The organism is Paenibacillus sp. LK1, from assembly GCF_002750415.1.
Classification (GTDB): Bacteria; Bacillota; Bacilli; order Paenibacillales; family Paenibacillaceae; genus Paenibacillus; species Paenibacillus taichungensis.
Genome location: NZ_PEII01000017.1, coordinates 82995 through 101357 on the forward strand (window position 1 = coordinate 82995; position 18363 = coordinate 101357).

Here is an 18363-nt window from a genome sequence, read left to right on the forward strand (position 1 = left end):
AATTTGCCTATAAACTCTATCGCAGATATCCCTTCCCTACACCCACCCCGTAAACTCCAAAATGGAGGCTTTCGCAGATTGCACTTCGGACTGTGCGCCTTTGCGCCATTCTTTCGGCGATTTCCCCATAAGTTTGGAGAAGCAGCGATTAAAGCTGGAAATGGACTGAAAACCGACTTGTTCAGAGATCGAAAGAATGGAAGCGTCTGTGCTTTTTAATTGTTTGCAGGCTTCTTCAATCCGGGTGCTGTTCAGGAAATCCAGAGGCGCAGTTCCCATAATGTCATGAAATTTTCTTCGAAAATGAGTGGTGCTTAGGTGGCACAGATCAGCGAGAAAATCGATGGTAATGGGCGACATATAGTTTTTGGTGATATACTCCAGAACCGGAGAAATAACAAGGTCACCTTTTAGATTATGCTGCGTTTCTTGATCTGCCAAGGGTTCATTCCGAGAATGGATTCGCAGGAGTTCGATATAAAGGGATAACAATAAGCCATAGGCACTTTCCTGATAAAAAGGATTTTTCTGCTTCAATTCCTCTACAACGGATGTCGCAAGGGTATAAATTCTCGGATGTTCCTCCCTGTTTAAAATGCAGTTCAATCCCTTAATGGCCCTCAAATTGGGTTCAAAGTTACTGTAGGCACTGCTCTTAAACGATTGTTGAAAGAGGTCTTCGGGCGAGAAAAAGAGATAAGACCATAGGCTGGCTTCATTGGGTGAACTATACGTTGTATGAGGAAGATATCTGGGGATAAAGGTCACGTCACCGGCTTTAAAAGGTACCGATTCACCTTTGATCTCCATAATGCCGCTATCTGAATGACAAATACCAATCTCCAGATGGTTGTGAAAATGAAGATGTTCACTTTTGATATCGGATATTTTCCAGCGTTCACCGCTTAACAGCAGAATAGGAAAATGGATCGGCAAGCTATAGTGGCGGTATTCAATAATAGGCTGCTTTTTTCTGGGCACATTCGATAACTCCCATTCATAAATGATTGAAATTGCGCAGTTTTGTTGCGAATATGCTTAGATTGACACTATTTTACTGCGTACAATGGAATAAGTAAAGCGTTTTCAAACCAAGGACGGACAGCTCTCAAGCGCATTTGGGGGCATGTGCGCCACGAGAGGGGAATCACCGATGCTTCAAGTGAAATATGACAGGGAAGAAATTTTAAACGTTATTGATAACGTTACGAAAAAAACACTGGCAATGGATTTGACGTGGGATTGGCCTTGCGGTGTGGCGTATTATGGTGTTTCCAGAGCTTATCAAACGACAGGCAACCAAGAGTACTTGGATAGGCTTGTCCAATGGGCGGATGAATACATCGAGCTGGGCTTGCCAGACTGGACCGTAAATACATGTGCCATGGGCCATATGCTGATTACTTTATATGAAGAAACAGGGAACCAAAAATATTGGGATATTGTGATGAGCAAGGTGGATTATCTACAAAATCATGCGCTCAGATTCGGAGATAACGTGCTGCAGCATACCGTATCCATTTCCAATGATTTTCCCGAGCAGGCATGGGCGGATACCTTATTTATGGCGGCATTTTTCCTGCTCCGTGTGGGCAGCAAATTAAAGGATCAGGACATGATCCAGGATGCTCTGAATCAATATTACTGGCATATCAAATACCTTCAAGATCCGAGCAGTGGTTTCTGGTACCACGGCTACAATAACGTTAACAAGGACCATATGTCCGGATTGTATTGGGGAAGAGCAAACGCTTGGGGTGCTTACACCATGTCCCAAGTAAAACCACAGTTGAAGGACTGGTATCTATATCCACAGTGCATGGACGTGGAGTGCTCGCTCCGGGATCAACTGGCAGCTCTGAAGCTCGTGCAGACAGAGAATGGCTTGTGGCGGACAGTTCTGGATGACGAGCAGTCGTATGAAGAGGTGTCGGCTTCCGCTGGTATTGCAGCAGCCATGATCAATAACGGTAATCCGCTACATACCAAATACGTGCAAAAGGCATTGGAAGGCATCCTGAACAACATTAGCGAAGATGGGCGTGTGCTTGGTGTATCGGGTGGTACAGCAGTGATGAAGGATCGGGAAGGATATCGCAATATTCCAAAAGACTGGATTCAGGGCTGGGGTCAGGGCCTGGCACTCGCTTTCCTGTCTGACATGTTGAAATAGGGAGGGAACCAAGTTGTCCAAACCAATCAAAGGCTCCTTTACACTACCCGGCGAATCCGGTTATGAGGCACTGACTTTGGAACTTGCCGAACGGTGGGGTGCCGATGTCATTCGAGACAGTGACGGTACACAATTATCCGATGAAATTATCAACGCGGGGTATGGCATTTATTCGACCATCTGCATCATCCGGGATCATAACGAATGGGCATCCCAAAATCAAGATAAGCTCCAGCAATGTTTTCTTATTACGAATCCGAAGGTAGCTGTACAAGATTATGTATCGTTTTATCTGATGGAGGATTTTTTTGCTGAACAATTCAAGGTGAATGATTCCAAAGAGGCCTTTAAGTATTGGCAGGTCTTTGACCGGACAACCGGGGAGGAAGTGCCAAGAGGACAGTGGAATTATGAGAGGGAATCCGGCCATGTAGTCATTACCGGCATTGTTCCTTGGCATAAATACACAGTAAGCTTCATGGCCTATCGGATCTGGGAAGAAATCTCGATGTACAATCACACCACGAACCATTGGGACAAGGAGCACTTGATGCAAATTGATCCGATCTATACGGAAACGCAGACATATCTGCTGGATTGGATGGAGGACTGGTGTCAGCAGCATCAGGAAACAACGGTAGTTCGTTTCACCTCATTGTTTTATAATTTCGCCTGGATCTGGGGCAGCGACGAGCGTAATCGACATCTCTTCTCGGATTGGGGTTCATACGATTTCACGGTAAGTTCGAGAGCGTTGGATCTGTTTGCTCAAAAATATGGGTATTCACTCTCGGCTGAGGATTTTGTGAATGGCGGCAAATATCGCGTGAGTCATATTCCGGCGCAGCAGCGCAAGCTGGACTGGATGGCGTTTATCAATGATTTTGTCATCGAATTTGGGAAGAAGTTAATTGATATGGTGCATAACCACGGCAAGCTGGCGTATGTCTTCTATGATGATAGCTGGGTTGGCATGGAGCCTTATAATGACCGCTTTCAGGAGTTTGGATTCGATGGGATGATTAAATGTGTGTTTTCCGGTTATGAGGCGAGGATGTGTTCAGGTGTTAACGTGGATATCCATGAAATTCGTCTGCATCCCTACTTGTTTCCAGTTGGTTTAGGCGGACTTCCTACCTTTAAGGAGGGCGGAGACCCTACGCTGGATGCCAAAAAGTATTGGATTAATATCAGGCGAGCTTTGCTCAGAGAGCCGATTGACCGGATTGGGTTGGGTGGATATCTGCATCTAGTAGAGCCTTACCCCGACTTTTGCGATTACATCGAGAAGATTGCGGACGAGTTCAGGGAAATAAAAGAACTTCATCATGAAGGCAAGCCCTATCAGATTAAGACGAGGGTAGCTGTTCTGCATAGCTGGGGCAAATTAAGATCGTGGACGTTGTCCGGCCATTTCCATGAAACGTATATGCATGACTTGATTCATGTAAATGAAGCCTTGTCAGGCTTACCGGTTGAAGTGCAGTTCATAGATTTTGAAGATATCCGTCAGGGCGTGCTGCAACATATAGATGTCTTGATCAATGCCGGCTCTGCCGGTTCAGCCTGGAGCGGCGGAGAACATTGGAATGACCACCATTGTGTGGACCTGCTGACCAAATGGGTGTATGAAGGCGGTACTTTTATTGGCATCAACCAGCCATCGGCGGTAGAAGGGTACGACAGCTTTTTCAGAATGGCACATGTTCTTGGGGTGGATGAGGATACTGGCGCCAGGGTGGTTCATGGAAAATGGACATATGAGACTCGCGATGAGCATGGTTTGTTGCCGGAAGGGGCAAAAATAGCACCGAAGAATAACATATACCTTACCGATGGAACAGCTGCTGTGGTGGATAAAACGGATGGCATGATTACATTGTCTACACATGACTTTGGTAAAGGAAAAGGAATCTACCTGCCTTCATTCGAATTCAGTTGGGAGAATACCAGATTGCTGCTGAATCTGATTCGCTTTGCAGGTCATGAATTCCATAATTCGAAGTACATTACGGATAACTTATTTACAGAGTGTACTTATTATCCGGAGAGTAAAATGTTGGTCGTCATTAACAATAGTGATCAGGTTCAAACCACGACAATTGATACGGACTACGGAAAACAAACGCTCGAACTGGCTCCGTATGATACGGTCATCACCAAGATTGGTTTAACCAAATCGATGTCCTCATAGAATATCTTCTGCATAGACCGTTTCCTGACCAGGGAGCGGTCTATTTGGGCTAAAAAGGAATTCTGCTCATGAATATTTTTATGATGTAAACCATAAAAGTAAATTTGTTCTATGACTCAATCACGAACATTTTCCACTCCGTCTATATTCACTAGGGAAGGTAATCTTTATTCAGTTGGGATGAGATTTTGTATAGAAAGGGTATTCGTCTTTTAAAAATACGGTTATTTCACAAAATATATGAAAATATCAAATAAATCATGTTAAAGTATATGGTGATTATGGGAATTGGAGGGTTGAAATGGAAATACATAATAAGTTGAATCAAATTAGAATTAGAAACAATTCAACAACTGAACAAAAAAAAATTTCCATTGTAAGTGCGATAGTGATCGGGGTAATTTTAGGTTTAGCAGCAAAGCTTGTAGATACTCAGGGGATTAACCCCATATTTGACGCTATTGGTGGACGTTTAGGTATATGGATTTTTGTTGCAACACTCTTATCGGTTTTTAGTTATTCTCCCAAATTAGCAGCTCTAAAGATATTCTCCTTTTTTGTATCGCTATTAACTGTTTACTATGTGTACACCGTGTTTTTTTTGCACTTTTTCCCCAAGAGAGAAATTATATTTTGGGGAATATGCGCGTTGATATCTCCGGTATGTGCTTATGTAATGTGGTATGCACGTGGCTATGGAATCATATCTAGTTTGATTTTATCCTTTCCGATTACAGCCTTACTGTCAGAAGGATTTCGATTGCGGCACGCTTACTTACCTGAGCACACTCACTACTATTTGATCCCTATACTTATGGGAATATATCTGATTATGGTCATTGTTTTACTTTTTATTGTTCCTAAAAGTCCGTTAAGATTTCTGATTGTTCTACCAATTTCTATAGTTCTCTCTTTCATTATGATATATTTTAATGTTTTAGGGCATATATTTGGTGGATTAAACGGCTTTTTGTGAGGCTAAAAGAAAAAAATGTAGAGCAATATTTGCTGGAAGTCATCCAATCTAACGAATCCGCAGTTTCGCTCTAGTGTGGAGAAGAACGATCTGGAGCAGTTCAAAGAATTTTGAAATGTGGAGCCCTCCTGCAAAATTCAATCGATTCCACCTACGCTGTGCCTGAAGCTTTTATCTATTTGGTTGCATGTCTGGATCACAGCATTGTTGGCTATGGCCTTGGGGTGGGTGAGGATTCAGGCGCCAGAGTCGTTCTTGGAAGATGGACATATGATAAAATCGGTATAGAAACATAAAAAGCAAGCAATAAGACGTTCGGGACTAATTCCTGAAGCGTCTTATTTTGCATGGTGTAATACACAGCCGATCCCCTGAATATGGACCGGCTATGGTTGTAATCAGAATCTTATAAGGACTTCTTTTTAACTAATCCTCCAGTCAATCCAGTTATTGCACCTGCCAGAGGGTTGGTGTTGCCGAAGGAATCCAATCCACTTGAGACGTGTGTGTAAGAAGGCATTTATACGTCAGGTTATTGTAGCTCACGATTGTGCCCACTGTGTATTGCGTGTTGGCTGCCCATGCAGGTGCAGTAGCAGCTGCGGCTGTTTTACCGCTGACTGTGCTAGCAGCAGATTGGTTGCCTGCTGCATCAACAGCATAAACCGAGAAGTTGTAGGTTGTGTTCGCTTCAAGATTGGTTACCGTATAAGACGTTGCCGTCCCGGATGTTGTTGTAACTAAAGTAGAGCCGTTATAAATTTTATACCCTGTCACGCCTACATTATCCGTAGATGCCGTCCACATCAGCTGAATGCTGGAGGCGGTTGGTGTTCCCATCACATGCAACCCGCCTGGAGATGTAGGTGCGGTAGTGTCGTTTGCAGGAGGCGCAGTTGTGGTAACGCTTACACTATTGCTGGCTGCAGATTCATTGCCTGCTGCGTCGACTGCTTTGACCGTAAAGGTATAAGCCGTGCTTGCTGTAAGCCCTGTTACGGTATAGCTTGTAGTTGTGCCAGATACATTGCCTATTAAGGTAGTCCCGTTGTAAATTTTATACCCCGTTACCCCTACATTATCTGAGGAAGCCTTCCACGATAAGGATGTACTGGTCGCAGCAGTTGCAGTTGCCACAAGTGCAGTTGGAGGTGTTGGTGCTACATTATCAACCGGGTTCGTCCCGGAGAAGTTTACATCGATGACATTATAGAAGGCATTAGGAGTATCCGCAACCTCCCAGACTGCTAGAATGACATGATAACCGCTGCGATCTGGTACGTTGCATGAGTTGGTGTAGCTAAATGGAGGCTGGCTGCCATTATAGGGAACCGAACAGAACGGTGTCAGGTCAAACGAATCACGGGATAGAGGTGCGTTCGGATTCCAGTTCGTTTTCGTAATATAATATTTCCAGCTTGCCGTTGAATGGTTAGCTGTCAGCTTCCAAGTAAACGTATTACTGCCACTAGACATATTCACTTTCGACCAACGTGTGGCGGATTGCTCATCGAGCTTAGGGAAGACGCCGTTAGCGCTTGCAATATGGCCGTCCGTAGGTCCTGCAGTAGGGAAGCCTTTAGGTGCTTCCAGGCTTTGGGGTTCATACACGATACTGCCGCAATCTTGATTGACTCCGGAAGCACAAAGTGCAGCTCGGCTCGCTGGCCCTTCTACGTAACCATGTGACAACGCCTTGGGACTGTTGAACAGCATGCTTACTGTTGTAAGCACCAGCAGACAGCAAATCATTACTAGCTTTGAAGACGGTAAAATGAATCTGAACATTCGATAGCCTCCTGTATCATTTTTTTTATATAAACTCAAGTAAGAGCTTATATCGTAATTAAGGAAGTGCTATTCCATATACCATATATGGATATTGTTCAATAAAGAAATCGATATACGGGAATTTCTAAAGTTATTGTAAAGGACCTACATTTGCTGAACAAGGATAAATTTGATAGATAATCCAGTTATTCAAGACTTAGGTAGGCATGCAAAAAGGCCTTTGCGGAGAGATCATCTCTTCACAAAAGCCTTTATTTCCGACAGGATTGATAAGTGAAGTGCGTATTATACATCGATTTTACAGAAAAGGCAAGGGGAAAAAGATTGCTTTTAAGAAAGGAATCGTTTATGCTAAAAAAAGGAAGTTTACTATAATTGAAAGGAGGAAGTTGAAATGGAAAATATGTGTATGAACATGATGATGAACATGTGCATGGAAGAAATGATGTCCAAGATGAAATCCATGAAGATGATGATGGAATGCATGGAAGACAAAAGCATGATGGAAGGCATGGACATGAATAAAATGATGTCCTGTATGCAAGAATGCGACGAAATGATGACCACAATGATGGGCATGATGAGCAACATGAAGAAAGCATCCATGTAATTATCGATCATTCATTTTATGTAAAGCTGGCGGGCTTTACATATGTGCGGAACAGTTGACTGTACGCATCAAAAGAATAGTAAGCCTTTAATCAAGGCGGGTTAAGCAGACGAACTGCAGACCGGCTTTTTTTCTTGTTTATTTTATTTATATTGAAGAATCTTCCTAGAGACATCAATCCGCATTAGCTTCAATTTGAACCATTGCTCCTGTAAAGACTCAGTCTGGTAACCCTCTGAAGCGACTCTCAGTTTGCTGAAAATGTCTATCAGTTGCTTGTTGATTCGGTCATAGCTTGTAAGCAACTCACGGAGCAGTATCGCTTTTCGTTCTTCCTCCAGCAACGCGTTCTTCTGATCTTGAAGCTTCCTGAGAATATCTTCAGCCCATTCCGAGTCTTCTATGGTACGGGCATAATTATATAAGTCCAAATAATCGTTAACCCAAGTTTGTGTCAAAGAATCCATGGCGTTATTCACTCCAGTCAGCTACTCTTTTCTATATACCGAGTATTATACCCGGAATAATACAATTTACAAGGGTTGAATGTTATTTTCCTGTTTTTTTTCAGTAGCAGTCTTATTTATGCGATTCCTGTGATACATGCTTAATAATATTTATGATTTTGCGCTCTGCATCCTTGGCTTCAGGAATAGGATAAAGCACAAAGACGTGATTCATTTTGGGATATACAAAGGTATTATGGTCAATATCCTGATCGGTAAGCAGTTTGTCGAGCTTCATGTTGTCGGGAAATAAACCTTCATGGGTTCCGATGAAAATGGTAATCTTTCCGAGTCCTTTGAAGTCTCCGTATATTGGACTGATCAATGGATCATCCAGATTTTTATCTGCCGCCCATATTCTCCGAATTACATCATAGCCTTCCACAGCCAGCATCGGATCTCGGGTCTCATAGTCGAATATGACCGGATTGTCCAGAACCATATCCACACATGGCGATAACAAAATGATATCTTTGGGTTGAGGAAGAAGATTCATCTTAATGTAATGTGCGAAACTTAGCGAAATATTTCCACCCGCTGAATCTCCCATAATAGTAAGTTGTGCAGGACTCTTTATCGATTCAATGATTTCCCGGTATAAGTTTAAGAGTCTTGGATATGTATGCTGGTAGTTGAAATGAGGCACTTTGGGATAGATGGGGGCTATAACTTTGGCATTCAACGATTGTGCGATGCGGTCCATGAACTTCCAATGAAAGGTTAGAGGCTGGTGTGTATGAGCGCCGCCATGTATATATAGAATCACTTTTTGATCAGCAGACATTTGGTTATTTAATGTGAATACCTGCATGTCTTCAAAGGAACGTTTGTTGACTGAGGAGATTAATTTAACCTTACCCAGCTCATAAGGCTTAGTGTTCTCTACACCCATGTGTTCCAAGTGCTTCAGGGTGTTTTCTCGCGTGGATAAATTCTTCTTGCTATCTAAAGTACCGATGTATTTTTCTAGTAAATAGCTCTTGATAGAGCGTTTTTTGTTATATATATTTACACTCATTTGGGCGCCGCCTCTCATCCATAAAGTATGATATCCACAGTATAAAGCCTGAAGTATACTTCAAGGTCAAGGCTGGGAAAGTGATTGGTGCACATAAAAGAGGCGAAATGAATTCAGCTATGCATTCACCTGATTAAATATATATTCTGGAAAATAAATTAAAAATATACTATGTTATAGATTGATAGATGAAGGAATCATTTATCTGTAACCAAAGTGATGATTATATCAAACTGAAGGAGCATACATATGTTCAATCAACCGACTGCTTTACGTTCAGTGCTTAACCCTAAATATCTGGAGCATGTATTGAGTGATCAATACGACATCGGATCGTGGGAAGAATGTTTATTTTGGCTGAGAGGGTTAAATGATACTTACCGGGTACGTACTTCTTCTGGCATGTATATTCTTCGTGTCTACCGTACTGAAATTACGGAGGTTGATGTTCAGTACGAACTCTCCCTGTTATCTCAATTAAAGGGCATTTTAGGTTCATCTGTACATACCGATATTGGAGAACACATCGAGAAGAAAGATCATACTGAATATACGGTGCTGGAGGCCGCGGAAGGCAAGCGGGTTGCTGTGATGTTTCGCTATATAGAGGGTATCGAGAACAACCTTGAAGATGAAGAGTCGTGTTACGCTTTTGGTCAGTCTGCGGCTGAGCTGCATAAAGCGATGGACCAAGTGGTATTGGAGCAGCCGCGATATGAGTTGGATACGAAGTTTCTCATTGACGAACCTCTTGAGCGAATCATCAACTACATCGGTGAAAAAAATGAAGCATCATCATTTCTACATACGTTTGCTAGAGCGTTAAAAGAACGCATCGGCGTCGCATCCAAACTAGGTTTGGACAATGGGCTGTGCCATGGCGATATGCATGGGAATAATAATGCTTTTCAACAGGGCAGTCAGTTCATCCATTATGACTTTGAGTGGGCTGCTAATGGTTGGCGTGCCTACGATCTGGCGCAGGTGAAGGCTCGAAAGAGACAGTCTGGTGAGCAAAAAGAAGTGTTATGGAGTGCGCTCATAGCGGGATATCGTTCGGTTAGAAGCTTCTCTGCCGAAGATGAACAGGCTGTTGACCTTTTTATTATTGCTCGCCGATTCTGGGTTATGGGTCTGGATGTTGCTTTTATCGAAAGTGATATGGGCGCGCTGGATTATGGTTCGGATTGGCTCAATAGTTTCGTGGAAGAGTTCCGGGATAAGGGGATTGTTTAGCGGTGATGACTAACAGCAATGATGAATTCAAATGAAGATGGCCTTCTGGATGGTTCCAGAGGGCCTCTTTTTTTTGTAAGATGCATTTCATGACCTTTACTTAGTTCGATGAAGTCGAAGCTACGACGGCAGCCGATGTTGCAGCAGCGGCCATGGCGGCCTGTTGGGCAATGATAATGTTGGCGATGCTAGTGGAGACCGTCGTGGTCAGGACGCCGTTTCGAAGATCCTCCACATATTGCACTGCCACCAGCGAGGACGAGAGCAGCAGCAATTCCTGTTTGTTGATTGACCAGGCACCAAAGCCCTTCTGTGTACGCAACCACTCATACGTTTCCTCAACTTGCTCTACCAACGTATCTCTGTCAGCGGGCAGTAGGGAGAGGATTCCCAGAGCCGGCAGGGTGTACATTTTGTCTAATCGTATTCCCCGTCTACGGAATGCCTCATTTAACGCTATCACATGAGCGCCTGCCTCCGGATTATCATCACCTAGGACCAGTACCTGCGTTAATGCCTGCACACTATTGCCTGGTGAGAACTCAGGTTTTAATTCTACATAGAGCTGCTCCATACGGGTCACACCGGATTCCACGTCGAGATCGGATAGGGCCAGCATAGCTGCAAAAATATAGTCGTCCTGTCCGGTAAGAAAGCGGTGTTGGGCTTTCATGTGATCATAAAATGCTTTGGCTCGTTCGACCTTATGCTCGAATTGGTCAGTCGTCGCGTGAGCTGCAATCTGATAGGCGGCAATAACCAGAAAATCGGACGTACGAAATTTGATTTTTTTCATCAGATCATAGATAAGCAGGGTGTCTTCCAGTTTCTTTTCCTGATCTGTTGTAAGTGAGAGCAAGGTGGCGACGCTGATCGCCGAATTTCCCCTGAAGGCCGAGAAGAGATTGGTGTTTTGCTTAATCAATTCATGACTGTGGCGAATGGCCTCGCCATCGGCTTGTTTATTTTCCGCTGCATATAAAAGAGCTGCCAGACGGTGCATCATCACATTTTGCCACTTGAATGATTTTTTGATGATCTGAGTGTTGGTAACGAATAATTCGACTCGTGCAGCATGTTGCTCTTGCATAAGCAGACCTCCCGAGTGATTGGACCTTTTCTCCAGTTTACTATAAATGGGGCCTCCTCGTTCACAGAAAAAAGCACCCCAACAGAAGTTTATGGAATCCTTGGCAGGCTCCAATTTGTACTTCTAAGAGGTGCATTTTTGATTAAAACTGAAAGAGTTCATGTATTTGAATCTGTATATAAGAATGGATACTATGTGTTCGTTGTACTGTTAATTGAAAGATATGGTATAGGATACGGAAGGGTACAACGTCGTGGACGCTGGTACGCGTTCTACCACAGTGACTAGAGTGCCAGGATTGTAGTAAGCTGAACCGCCGTTGTAATTGTTGTTGTTTACAATGGCTGTCCCCAGGTCGATTGTCGTATTATTGTAGCTCCAGTAGTAGTGCAGTTGAAGTGCATTGGCTGCGGAAGCAGTAATTTTTACGCTTGTACCGGTGGTTTTGGCATTAGGGAGAATGTAGGCGTATCCTTGACCAGCAGTGAGTGTATTGGAATAGCTGCCTCCATAACTTACGATGGCGGGATTCGCTGATGCGGTCAGGCCGAACATAAGGGATATGCCCATAAAAAATACAAATAATGTGGTGCTTAGTTTTTTCATCGATACCTCATCCTTTCAAAATGAAATGTTTTAAAGTGTAAGCTCACTAAAACGAAAACCTTTTCGAAAATGGATTGAGACATCCTCCTTTTTTCAGTTTATGTTAGCGTTAACATTCCTGACGGCTATAATATATACCAATAAAATACAGTTGTAAATAGCGATTAAATGACAGGATAGATTGTACGAACTGTAACCCTTCACGGACGACATAGAGCGTTACATTTCCTTTCTAATTCCTTTCAATATGTTATATGTTATGATATTTGCATCTTCAAAAGTTTGGTTGAAGGGGCATAGCGTATGAATCAGAGCATACAACAGTTTAAAGCGGATTTTTTCAAAGCGTTGGCGCATCCGATGCGAATTCAGATTCTGGAGCTGCTGAGCGATGGGGCGAAAAATGTAAATGAACTGCAAAGCATTCTGGGATCGGAAGGTTCCGCCGTCTCGCAGCAGTTGGCTGTATTGCGCAGCAAGAACGTTGTCCAGGGATTAAAAGAAGGAACGACAGTTACGTATTCGCTTCGTGACCCTTTGATTAAAGACCTGCTGGCCGTTGCTAAAAAGATTTTTGACAATCATTTGGTTGATGCCATTTCCATGCTGGAAGACATTCGAAAAGATACTTAAACACATTAAACAAGAGGAACCGGAAGCAAGTTCAGGTAACTTCTTGTTTTTTGCGTTTTATGAGGGTAACTGTTGTGAACATTACGATTGACAGAGAGCACAGACCGGAGTAGTCTTTTTATTATATTCAAATATTCAAATATATAAAGAAAAGAAGGTTAAGACAGATGAAATGGATGGGGAGATTTGTAGGATACAATGCTTCCACTTTTCGCAAGGATCTGTTATCCGGACTGATTGTGGGCATTATTGCGATCCCGCTCGGAATGGCGTTTGCGATAGCTTCCGGAGTCAAACCTGAGTATGGTCTGTATACAACGATAATCGCGGGCGTTCTCATTTCCTTGCTGGGGGGGTCCAAATTCCAGATTGGTGGTCCAACGGGTGCATTTATTCCGATCCTCTTTGCCATTGTCATGCAGTATGGATACGAAAATCTGCTGATTGCCGGGATGATGGCGGGATTGATGCTTGTACTTATGGGTGTTTTCAAGCTTGGCGCGTTGATCAAATTTATTCCAAGACCCGTGACCATTGGATTTACGGCGGGTATTGCTGTGATTATTTTTAGTGGGCAAATTGCGAATTTTCTGGGGCTGAGCGGCATTGAGAAGCACGAGGATTTCTGGTCCAATATGAAAGAAATCGGTGTGCATATCTCGACGGTTAATATATACAGTTTGTTGACAGCTGGAATTTGTCTGGTTGTTCTTTTGCTTGTGCCAAAGTTTGTACCAAAGGTACCAGCCTCGCTTCTCGGTCTTTTTCTATCCACTGTCGTGGCTGCACTCTTTTTCAAGGATCATGTGGCTACGATTGGCTCGACTTTCGGTGTTATTCCAGGAGCGCTACCCCAGTTTCATATTCCAGAGATCACATGGGCTCGTGTGGTGAGTTTGCTGCAGCCCGCTTTTGTCATCGCCATGCTGGGCGGTATCGAATCGCTTTTATCAGCTGTTGTTGCGGATGGCATGACCGGGAGCCGTCATAACAGCAATCGGGAGCTGATTGGGCAGGGAATCGCGAATATGGTGACACCGCTATTCGGCGGCATTCCAGCAACAGGGGCCATTGCACGTACGGCAACGAATATCAAATCCGGTGCAGTATCGCCATTTTCTGGCGTTATTCACGGCGTTGTTGTGTTGCTGGTGCTTGTTCTCTTCGCACCATATGCGTCCCACATCCCGCTTGCCAGTATGGCCCCGGTGCTGATGCTGGTTGCCTGGAATATGAGTGAGCGGAGATCGTTCATACATGTAATGAAAACCAAAACGAGTGATTCACTCGTACTACTCATTACCTTTTTGCTCACCGTTTTTACGAGTCTAACCACCGCTGTGGAGGTGGGATTGATCCTTGCGGTCCTTCTATTCGTGAAGCGCATGAGCGAGATGCTGAAGGTTGCCAAAGTGCTGCCTGACCCCGATCACAAGCATGAGAAGGTTATGGCGCATATGGTTCATGAAGGGCATGATTGTCCACAGATCAGTATGTATACGATTGAAGGCCCTTTGTTTTTTGGAGCGGCAGATCTGTTTGAGAAATCGGTGATGGATTCAATTCATCAAAGACCAGGTATTCTGCTGCTGCGTATGGGGAAGGTTCCTTTTATGGATACAACAGGTGAAGCCAACCTTGCCAGTTTGGTGAAGCATTTTGAGCGATATGGTGGCATGATACTGTTTTCAGGCGTTCAGGCACAGCCCTTGGAGATGATGAGGAAAACGGGTTTAATGGAGCGCATTCATCCTGATCACATGTTTGAGCATACCGGTGAAGCCATCAATTATGCATTACAGCATCTAAATCACCAGAAATGCCTAGGCTGCAAGCATTTTGCTTTTCGTGAATGTGCTGTGTTGTCGCGAGAGGATAACGTTGCTGAACGGCAAAGTTTGCTGGAGTCTACCTCCATATAATCTGGAATTATCGTTCTGATCGAAGCTTCTTCACACGGAGGGAATTGGACGAGTACTTGCGTCTATATTTGATGGGGATGCTACTTTGTTGTACGGCTTGATTGAGAACACTAAGTCAAATGTGTAAGTCCGGTGACAAGCATTGAATGCTCTGGTTATTCTGGTTTTGCATGGCCTGCTGCCTATTTATTCGATGAATCCGCTTCCTTACATTCCTTGTTGTATTTCTGCGGAACATCTCGTACAATTTGGTGAAGTAATTCTGCATTGCGTTAATGTGAATATGATAATGTAATCTTACAACAAGAAGCTGTACACCAGAAAAGGGGAGAATCGTTTGGAATCAAAGCAACTATCTAGAGGGCTAAAGCCCCGCCATGTAGAGCTGATTGCACTCGGAGGTACGATCGGGGTCGGATTGTTCATGGGATCGGCAAGTACGATCAAATGGGCAGGTCCTTCAGTGCTACTGGCCTATTTGCTGGCCGGGATCATTATCTTTTTTGTCATGCGTATTATGGGGGAAATGTTGATTCAGGAGCCTGTCACCGGTTCATTTGCCACATTTGCTCATAAGTATATCAGTCCACTCGCCGGGTTCCTGACTGCCTGGAGTTATTGGTTCCTCTGGGTCACGGTTGGTATGGCGGAAGTCACCGCGATTGGGATTTATGTAGGCTACTGGTTCCCGGATATTCCACAATGGCTGCCTGCCTTGGCTGGCGTGCTCATTATTGCGGCAGCGAATCTGGCAGCGGTAAAGTACTATGGTGAATTCGAATTCTGGTTTGCACTGATCAAGGTGACGGCAATTGTCTTCATGATCGTGATTGGAACCGGACTGATCTTCTTCGGCTGGGGGAACGGAGGACAGCCCATTGGGCTATCGAATCTGGTGAGCCATGGCGGATTTTTCCCTGGAGGCATCAAAGGTTTCCTCTTTGCCCTGTGTATCGTAACAGCTGCTTATCAAGGCGTTGAAATGGTAGGGATTACGGCAGGTGAAGCGGAAAATCCGAAGATCACGCTGCGTAAAGCGATCAAAAACATCGTGTGGCGTATTCTCATTTTTTACGTTGGGGCCATCTTTGTCATCGTGACATTGTACCCTTGGAATGAAGTGGGAGAGACGGGAAGTCCGTTTGTTCTGACGTTTGCCAAAGTCGGGATTGTCGCTGCAGCGGGAATTATCAACTTTGTCGTGCTTACCGCCGCGATGTCGGGATGTAACAGTGGGATCTATAGTGCAGGACGTATGCTTTACACGCTTGCGGAGAATGGACAGGCACCAGCCTTTTTCAAAAAGCTGTCCAGAGGCGGGGTTCCCCGCAACAGTATTATCATCACGATTTCCTTGCTGCTGGTGGGTGTGGTACTCAATTATCTGATGCCGGACTCCAAACTGTTCCTGTACATCTATAGCGCAAGTGTTCTTCCGGGGATGGTTCCATGGTTCGCGCTAGCCTTCAGCCAGTTCAGGTTCAGAAAGCGCTGGGGTAATGAGATGGGAGACCACAATTTTAAGTCCAAATGGTTCCCCATCAGCAACTATATCATCATCGTATATCTGACGCTCGTCATTATCGGTATGGCATTTAACCCGGATACGCGGTTACCCCTGATTGTCGGGGCGACATTTATGGCGATCGTTGTGATCGGATATTTCGTATTTGGCATAGGAAAAAGACAGCGGGTAGATGATGGCGGAAATCACTAGCCTCATATTATAAAATCGTTGATGTTAATATGTTTAGAAGTTGTGCCTGAATTTTACACCGGAACGGAGAGGGCAGAACCAATCTGAAGAAGCGAAGCGTGCGCCTTTATCCCCGGATTTTCCCTTTTTAAAAAGGTGAATCAAAAAATCTGGGGATAAGAGCGATCGGAAGATGGTACTGCACTCGTAGTGGCAAGGTGTATAATTTCCCTAATCAACTTAATATCTTAATATCATACGTGCATTCCTTGAATACATGGGAGAACCTTCGGGAGATCCAATGTCATACAGGGGGTGCATTTTTTGTTTTCAAAATTCATGTTTGAATCTCCTGTAACTGGAGGTTTTATGATTGGAAATAGAAGAGCTGCTGCACGATATATTTTAATTTTAATTGTGGCAGAGAAGGGGGCAAGGAATAATGAGAACACTAGAATGGATTTATCTTATTTTCAATGTAGTGATGCTGGTGTGGTTGATTGGGGGCCGAAATCAACCTCGGAAAATGGTGTGGGGAGGATGGGTCATATCGGTTGTATTATTGTTGGTACATGGGGTGATTGAGGGATTACGTTGGCCCATGATTCCGGCGTATCTGCTCACACTGGTTCCGCTGATTGTGTTAATCGCTAAGAGGTCAAAATCAGCCGACGGGCGGAAATTCGGACGTGTTCGAATCATCGTGACATCGCTGTTGGTATTAGTATACGCTGCCGTGACTATGGGGCTGCCACTTCTGTTCCCGGTATTTTCGTTTGATAAACCAACAGGACCTTACGGAATCGGTACGGTATCCTACGATTGGACGGATGAGAGCCGGGAGGAATTGCTGACGAGTACTGCCGGAGATAAACGGGAACTGATGGTGCAGATCTGGTATCCAACGGATAATGACACCAAGGGAACAACGGCTCCTTATGTGAATGATCCGAAAGTGTATGCAACAGCCTTTAATGATGTACTGACGCTGCCAAAGCTTCTATTTTCAAGCCTGAGCCAAGTCAAAACCCATGCTATTCAGGAGGCATCATTGTCTGATGCGGAAGCCAAGTATCCAGTCATTCTTTTCTCTCATGGCCTACATGGATATGAAAACCAAAATACGTTCCAGGTGGAGCAATTGGTCAGCCAAGGTTATATTGTTGTGGGCATTAATCATACGTACAGCAGTCTGGTATCGGTGTTCCCGGATGGGCGTGTGGCGCAATTTGAATCGGAGGGCAAGGAAGGATTCGATCAACTGCAGTTCAATTATATGGACAAGCTCAACGAGACATGGGTGAAGGATGCGCAATTTGTGCTGGATCAAGTGGAGAAGCTGTCTGCCAATGATGCAAACGGGCGTTTTAACGGTCATATGGATCTGGACAACATCGGCATGTTTGGACATTCATTTGGCGGGGCAACAACCGTACAGATGCTGATGGATGATCCTCGTGTCAAAGCAGGTATGAACATGGATGGTGTATTGTTTGGAGAAAAGCGCATTCCTGCTGAAGGTGTAGGCAAACCGTTTCTCATGATGAGCGCGGACACAACCGTTGCAGGTACAAGTGTCATGAGTGACGACGAGATTGCAGCTATGGGCACCACTCGTCCGGAAGCCGAGAAATACTACGAAGAAGTGTATGCACGTTATGAACTGGTGACCGCGGGAGGGAACTACTGGATGGAGCTGAGTAATACCAAACATTTAAGCTTCTCGGACCTCTATCTGGTATCTCCCATTCTGGAATGGTCACAGGGTGTAGATGCAAGGAAAGCACACCAAACCGTAAATGATACAACAATCGACTTCTTTAACCACTATCTGAAAGGGCGACCGCTCCAGTTGGACAGTGAAGTGGGAGAACACACATCCTATTCATTGAAAAAAGGTTGAATCTAAAAA

General features: G+C 44.3%; 15 protein-coding genes. 9 read left to right on the forward strand and 6 right to left on the reverse strand.

Annotated features, from left to right (window positions below; all coding sequences use genetic code 11):
• Positions 1-36: 36 nt before the first annotated feature.
• A complete protein-coding gene (locus CS562_RS28770; RefSeq protein ID WP_076291629.1) occupies positions 37-981 on the reverse strand; it encodes an AraC family transcriptional regulator in 945 nt (314 codons plus the stop codon).
• A 172-nt stretch (positions 982-1153) separates the two neighbouring features.
• Here CS562_RS28770 and CS562_RS28775 point away from each other — a divergent pair, with 172 nt between their 5' ends.
• From CS562_RS28775 to CS562_RS28785, 3 genes are all read left to right on the forward strand, one after another.
• A complete protein-coding gene (locus CS562_RS28775) occupies positions 1154-2173 on the forward strand; it encodes a glycoside hydrolase family 88/105 protein (RefSeq protein WP_076291630.1) in 1020 nt (339 codons plus the stop codon).
• 13 nt (positions 2174-2186) lie between these two features.
• Positions 2187-4367 (forward strand): 1,3-beta-galactosyl-N-acetylhexosamine phosphorylase, encoded by a 2181-nt coding sequence (gene gnpA, locus CS562_RS28780; RefSeq protein WP_076291631.1) that lies wholly within the window; start codon positions 2187-2189, stop codon positions 4365-4367.
• Between the two features lie 301 nt (positions 4368-4668).
• Positions 4669-5343 carry a hypothetical protein gene (locus CS562_RS28785; protein WP_076291632.1) on the forward strand — a complete coding sequence of 225 codons (675 nt, stop codon included), beginning with the start codon at positions 4669-4671 and terminating at the stop codon, positions 5341-5343.
• Positions 5344-5790: 447 nt separating this feature from the next.
• On the opposite strand, the gene CS562_RS28795 is transcribed toward CS562_RS28785, so the two are convergent.
• Positions 5791-7131: a lytic polysaccharide monooxygenase gene (locus tag CS562_RS28795; RefSeq protein ID WP_076291634.1), complete on the reverse strand. Its 1341-nt coding sequence runs from the start codon at positions 7129-7131 to the stop codon at positions 5791-5793.
• 397 nt (positions 7132-7528) lie between these two features.
• Between CS562_RS28795 and CS562_RS28800 the strand changes: the two genes are divergently transcribed.
• A complete protein-coding gene (locus tag CS562_RS28800; protein WP_076291635.1) occupies positions 7529-7744 on the forward strand; it encodes a hypothetical protein in 216 nt (71 codons plus the stop codon).
• A 143-nt stretch (positions 7745-7887) separates the two neighbouring features.
• On the opposite strand, the gene CS562_RS28805 is transcribed toward CS562_RS28800, so the two are convergent.
• Together CS562_RS28805 and CS562_RS28810 are read right to left on the reverse strand one after the other, a co-directional pair.
• Positions 7888-8211, reverse strand: coding sequence for a hypothetical protein (locus CS562_RS28805; protein ID WP_076291636.1), 324 nt, complete (start codon positions 8209-8211; stop codon positions 7888-7890).
• A 112-nt stretch (positions 8212-8323) separates the two neighbouring features.
• Entirely contained in the window at positions 8324-9268 is a 945-nt protein-coding gene (locus tag CS562_RS28810; RefSeq protein WP_076291637.1) for an alpha/beta hydrolase fold domain-containing protein, read from the reverse strand.
• Between the two features lie 249 nt (positions 9269-9517).
• Between CS562_RS28810 and CS562_RS28815 the strand changes: the two genes are divergently transcribed.
• Positions 9518-10504: a phosphotransferase gene (locus tag CS562_RS28815; protein ID WP_076291638.1), complete on the forward strand. Its 987-nt coding sequence runs from the start codon at positions 9518-9520 to the stop codon at positions 10502-10504.
• Between the two features lie 100 nt (positions 10505-10604).
• On the opposite strand, the gene CS562_RS28820 is transcribed toward CS562_RS28815, so the two are convergent.
• Complete coding sequence (locus CS562_RS28820; RefSeq protein WP_076291639.1) at positions 10605-11594, reverse strand: DUF4003 family protein; 990 nt, start codon at positions 11592-11594, stop codon at positions 10605-10607.
• Between the two features lie 210 nt (positions 11595-11804).
• Complete coding sequence (locus CS562_RS28825) at positions 11805-12200, reverse strand: hypothetical protein (protein ID WP_076291640.1); 396 nt, start codon at positions 12198-12200, stop codon at positions 11805-11807.
• A 303-nt stretch (positions 12201-12503) separates the two neighbouring features.
• On the opposite strand from CS562_RS28825, the gene CS562_RS28830 reads away from it, so the two are divergent.
• The 4 genes from CS562_RS28830 (at position 12504) to CS562_RS28845 (ending at position 18354) form a co-directional block, all read left to right on the forward strand.
• Entirely contained in the window at positions 12504-12833 is a 330-nt protein-coding gene (locus CS562_RS28830; protein WP_076291641.1) for an ArsR/SmtB family transcription factor, read from the forward strand.
• Positions 12834-13000: 167 nt separating this feature from the next.
• A complete protein-coding gene (locus tag CS562_RS28835; protein ID WP_099859008.1) occupies positions 13001-14755 on the forward strand; it encodes a SulP family inorganic anion transporter in 1755 nt (584 codons plus the stop codon).
• 337 nt (positions 14756-15092) lie between these two features.
• On the forward strand, positions 15093-16472 hold the full coding sequence (locus tag CS562_RS28840) for an amino acid permease (protein WP_099859010.1): 1380 nt from the start codon (positions 15093-15095) through the stop codon (positions 16470-16472).
• Positions 16473-16893: 421 nt separating this feature from the next.
• Positions 16894-18354, forward strand: a complete 1461-nt coding sequence (locus tag CS562_RS28845; protein WP_099859011.1) for an alpha/beta hydrolase family protein — start codon at positions 16894-16896, stop codon at positions 18352-18354.
• The last annotated feature ends 9 nt before the right edge of the window (positions 18355-18363 follow it).

Excerpts from the sequence above, each read along its gene's own strand:
- CS562_RS28775 (WP_076291630.1), top strand. The coding sequence starts at position 1,154 with ATGCTTCAAGTGAAATATGACAGGGAAGAAATTTTAAACGTTATTGAT.
- CS562_RS28785 (WP_076291632.1), top strand. The coding sequence starts at position 4,669 with ATGGAAATACATAATAAGTTGAATCAAATTAGAATTAGAAACAATTCA.
- CS562_RS28795 (WP_076291634.1), bottom strand. The coding sequence starts at position 7,131 with ATGTTCAGATTCATTTTACCGTCTTCAAAGCTAGTAATGATTTGCTGT.
- CS562_RS28800 (WP_076291635.1), top strand. The coding sequence starts at position 7,529 with ATGGAAAATATGTGTATGAACATGATGATGAACATGTGCATGGAAGAA.
- CS562_RS28805 (WP_076291636.1), bottom strand. The coding sequence starts at position 8,211 with ATGGATTCTTTGACACAAACTTGGGTTAACGATTATTTGGACTTATAT.
- CS562_RS28810 (WP_076291637.1), bottom strand. The coding sequence starts at position 9,268 with ATGAGTGTAAATATATATAACAAAAAACGCTCTATCAAGAGCTATTTA.
- CS562_RS28815 (WP_076291638.1), top strand. The coding sequence starts at position 9,518 with ATGTTCAATCAACCGACTGCTTTACGTTCAGTGCTTAACCCTAAATAT.
- CS562_RS28820 (WP_076291639.1), bottom strand. The coding sequence starts at position 11,594 with ATGCAAGAGCAACATGCTGCACGAGTCGAATTATTCGTTACCAACACT.
- CS562_RS28825 (WP_076291640.1), bottom strand. The coding sequence starts at position 12,200 with ATGAAAAAACTAAGCACCACATTATTTGTATTTTTTATGGGCATATCC.
- CS562_RS28830 (WP_076291641.1), top strand. The coding sequence starts at position 12,504 with ATGAATCAGAGCATACAACAGTTTAAAGCGGATTTTTTCAAAGCGTTG.
- CS562_RS28835 (WP_099859008.1), top strand. The coding sequence starts at position 13,001 with ATGAAATGGATGGGGAGATTTGTAGGATACAATGCTTCCACTTTTCGC.
- CS562_RS28845 (WP_099859011.1), top strand. The coding sequence starts at position 16,894 with ATGAGAACACTAGAATGGATTTATCTTATTTTCAATGTAGTGATGCTG.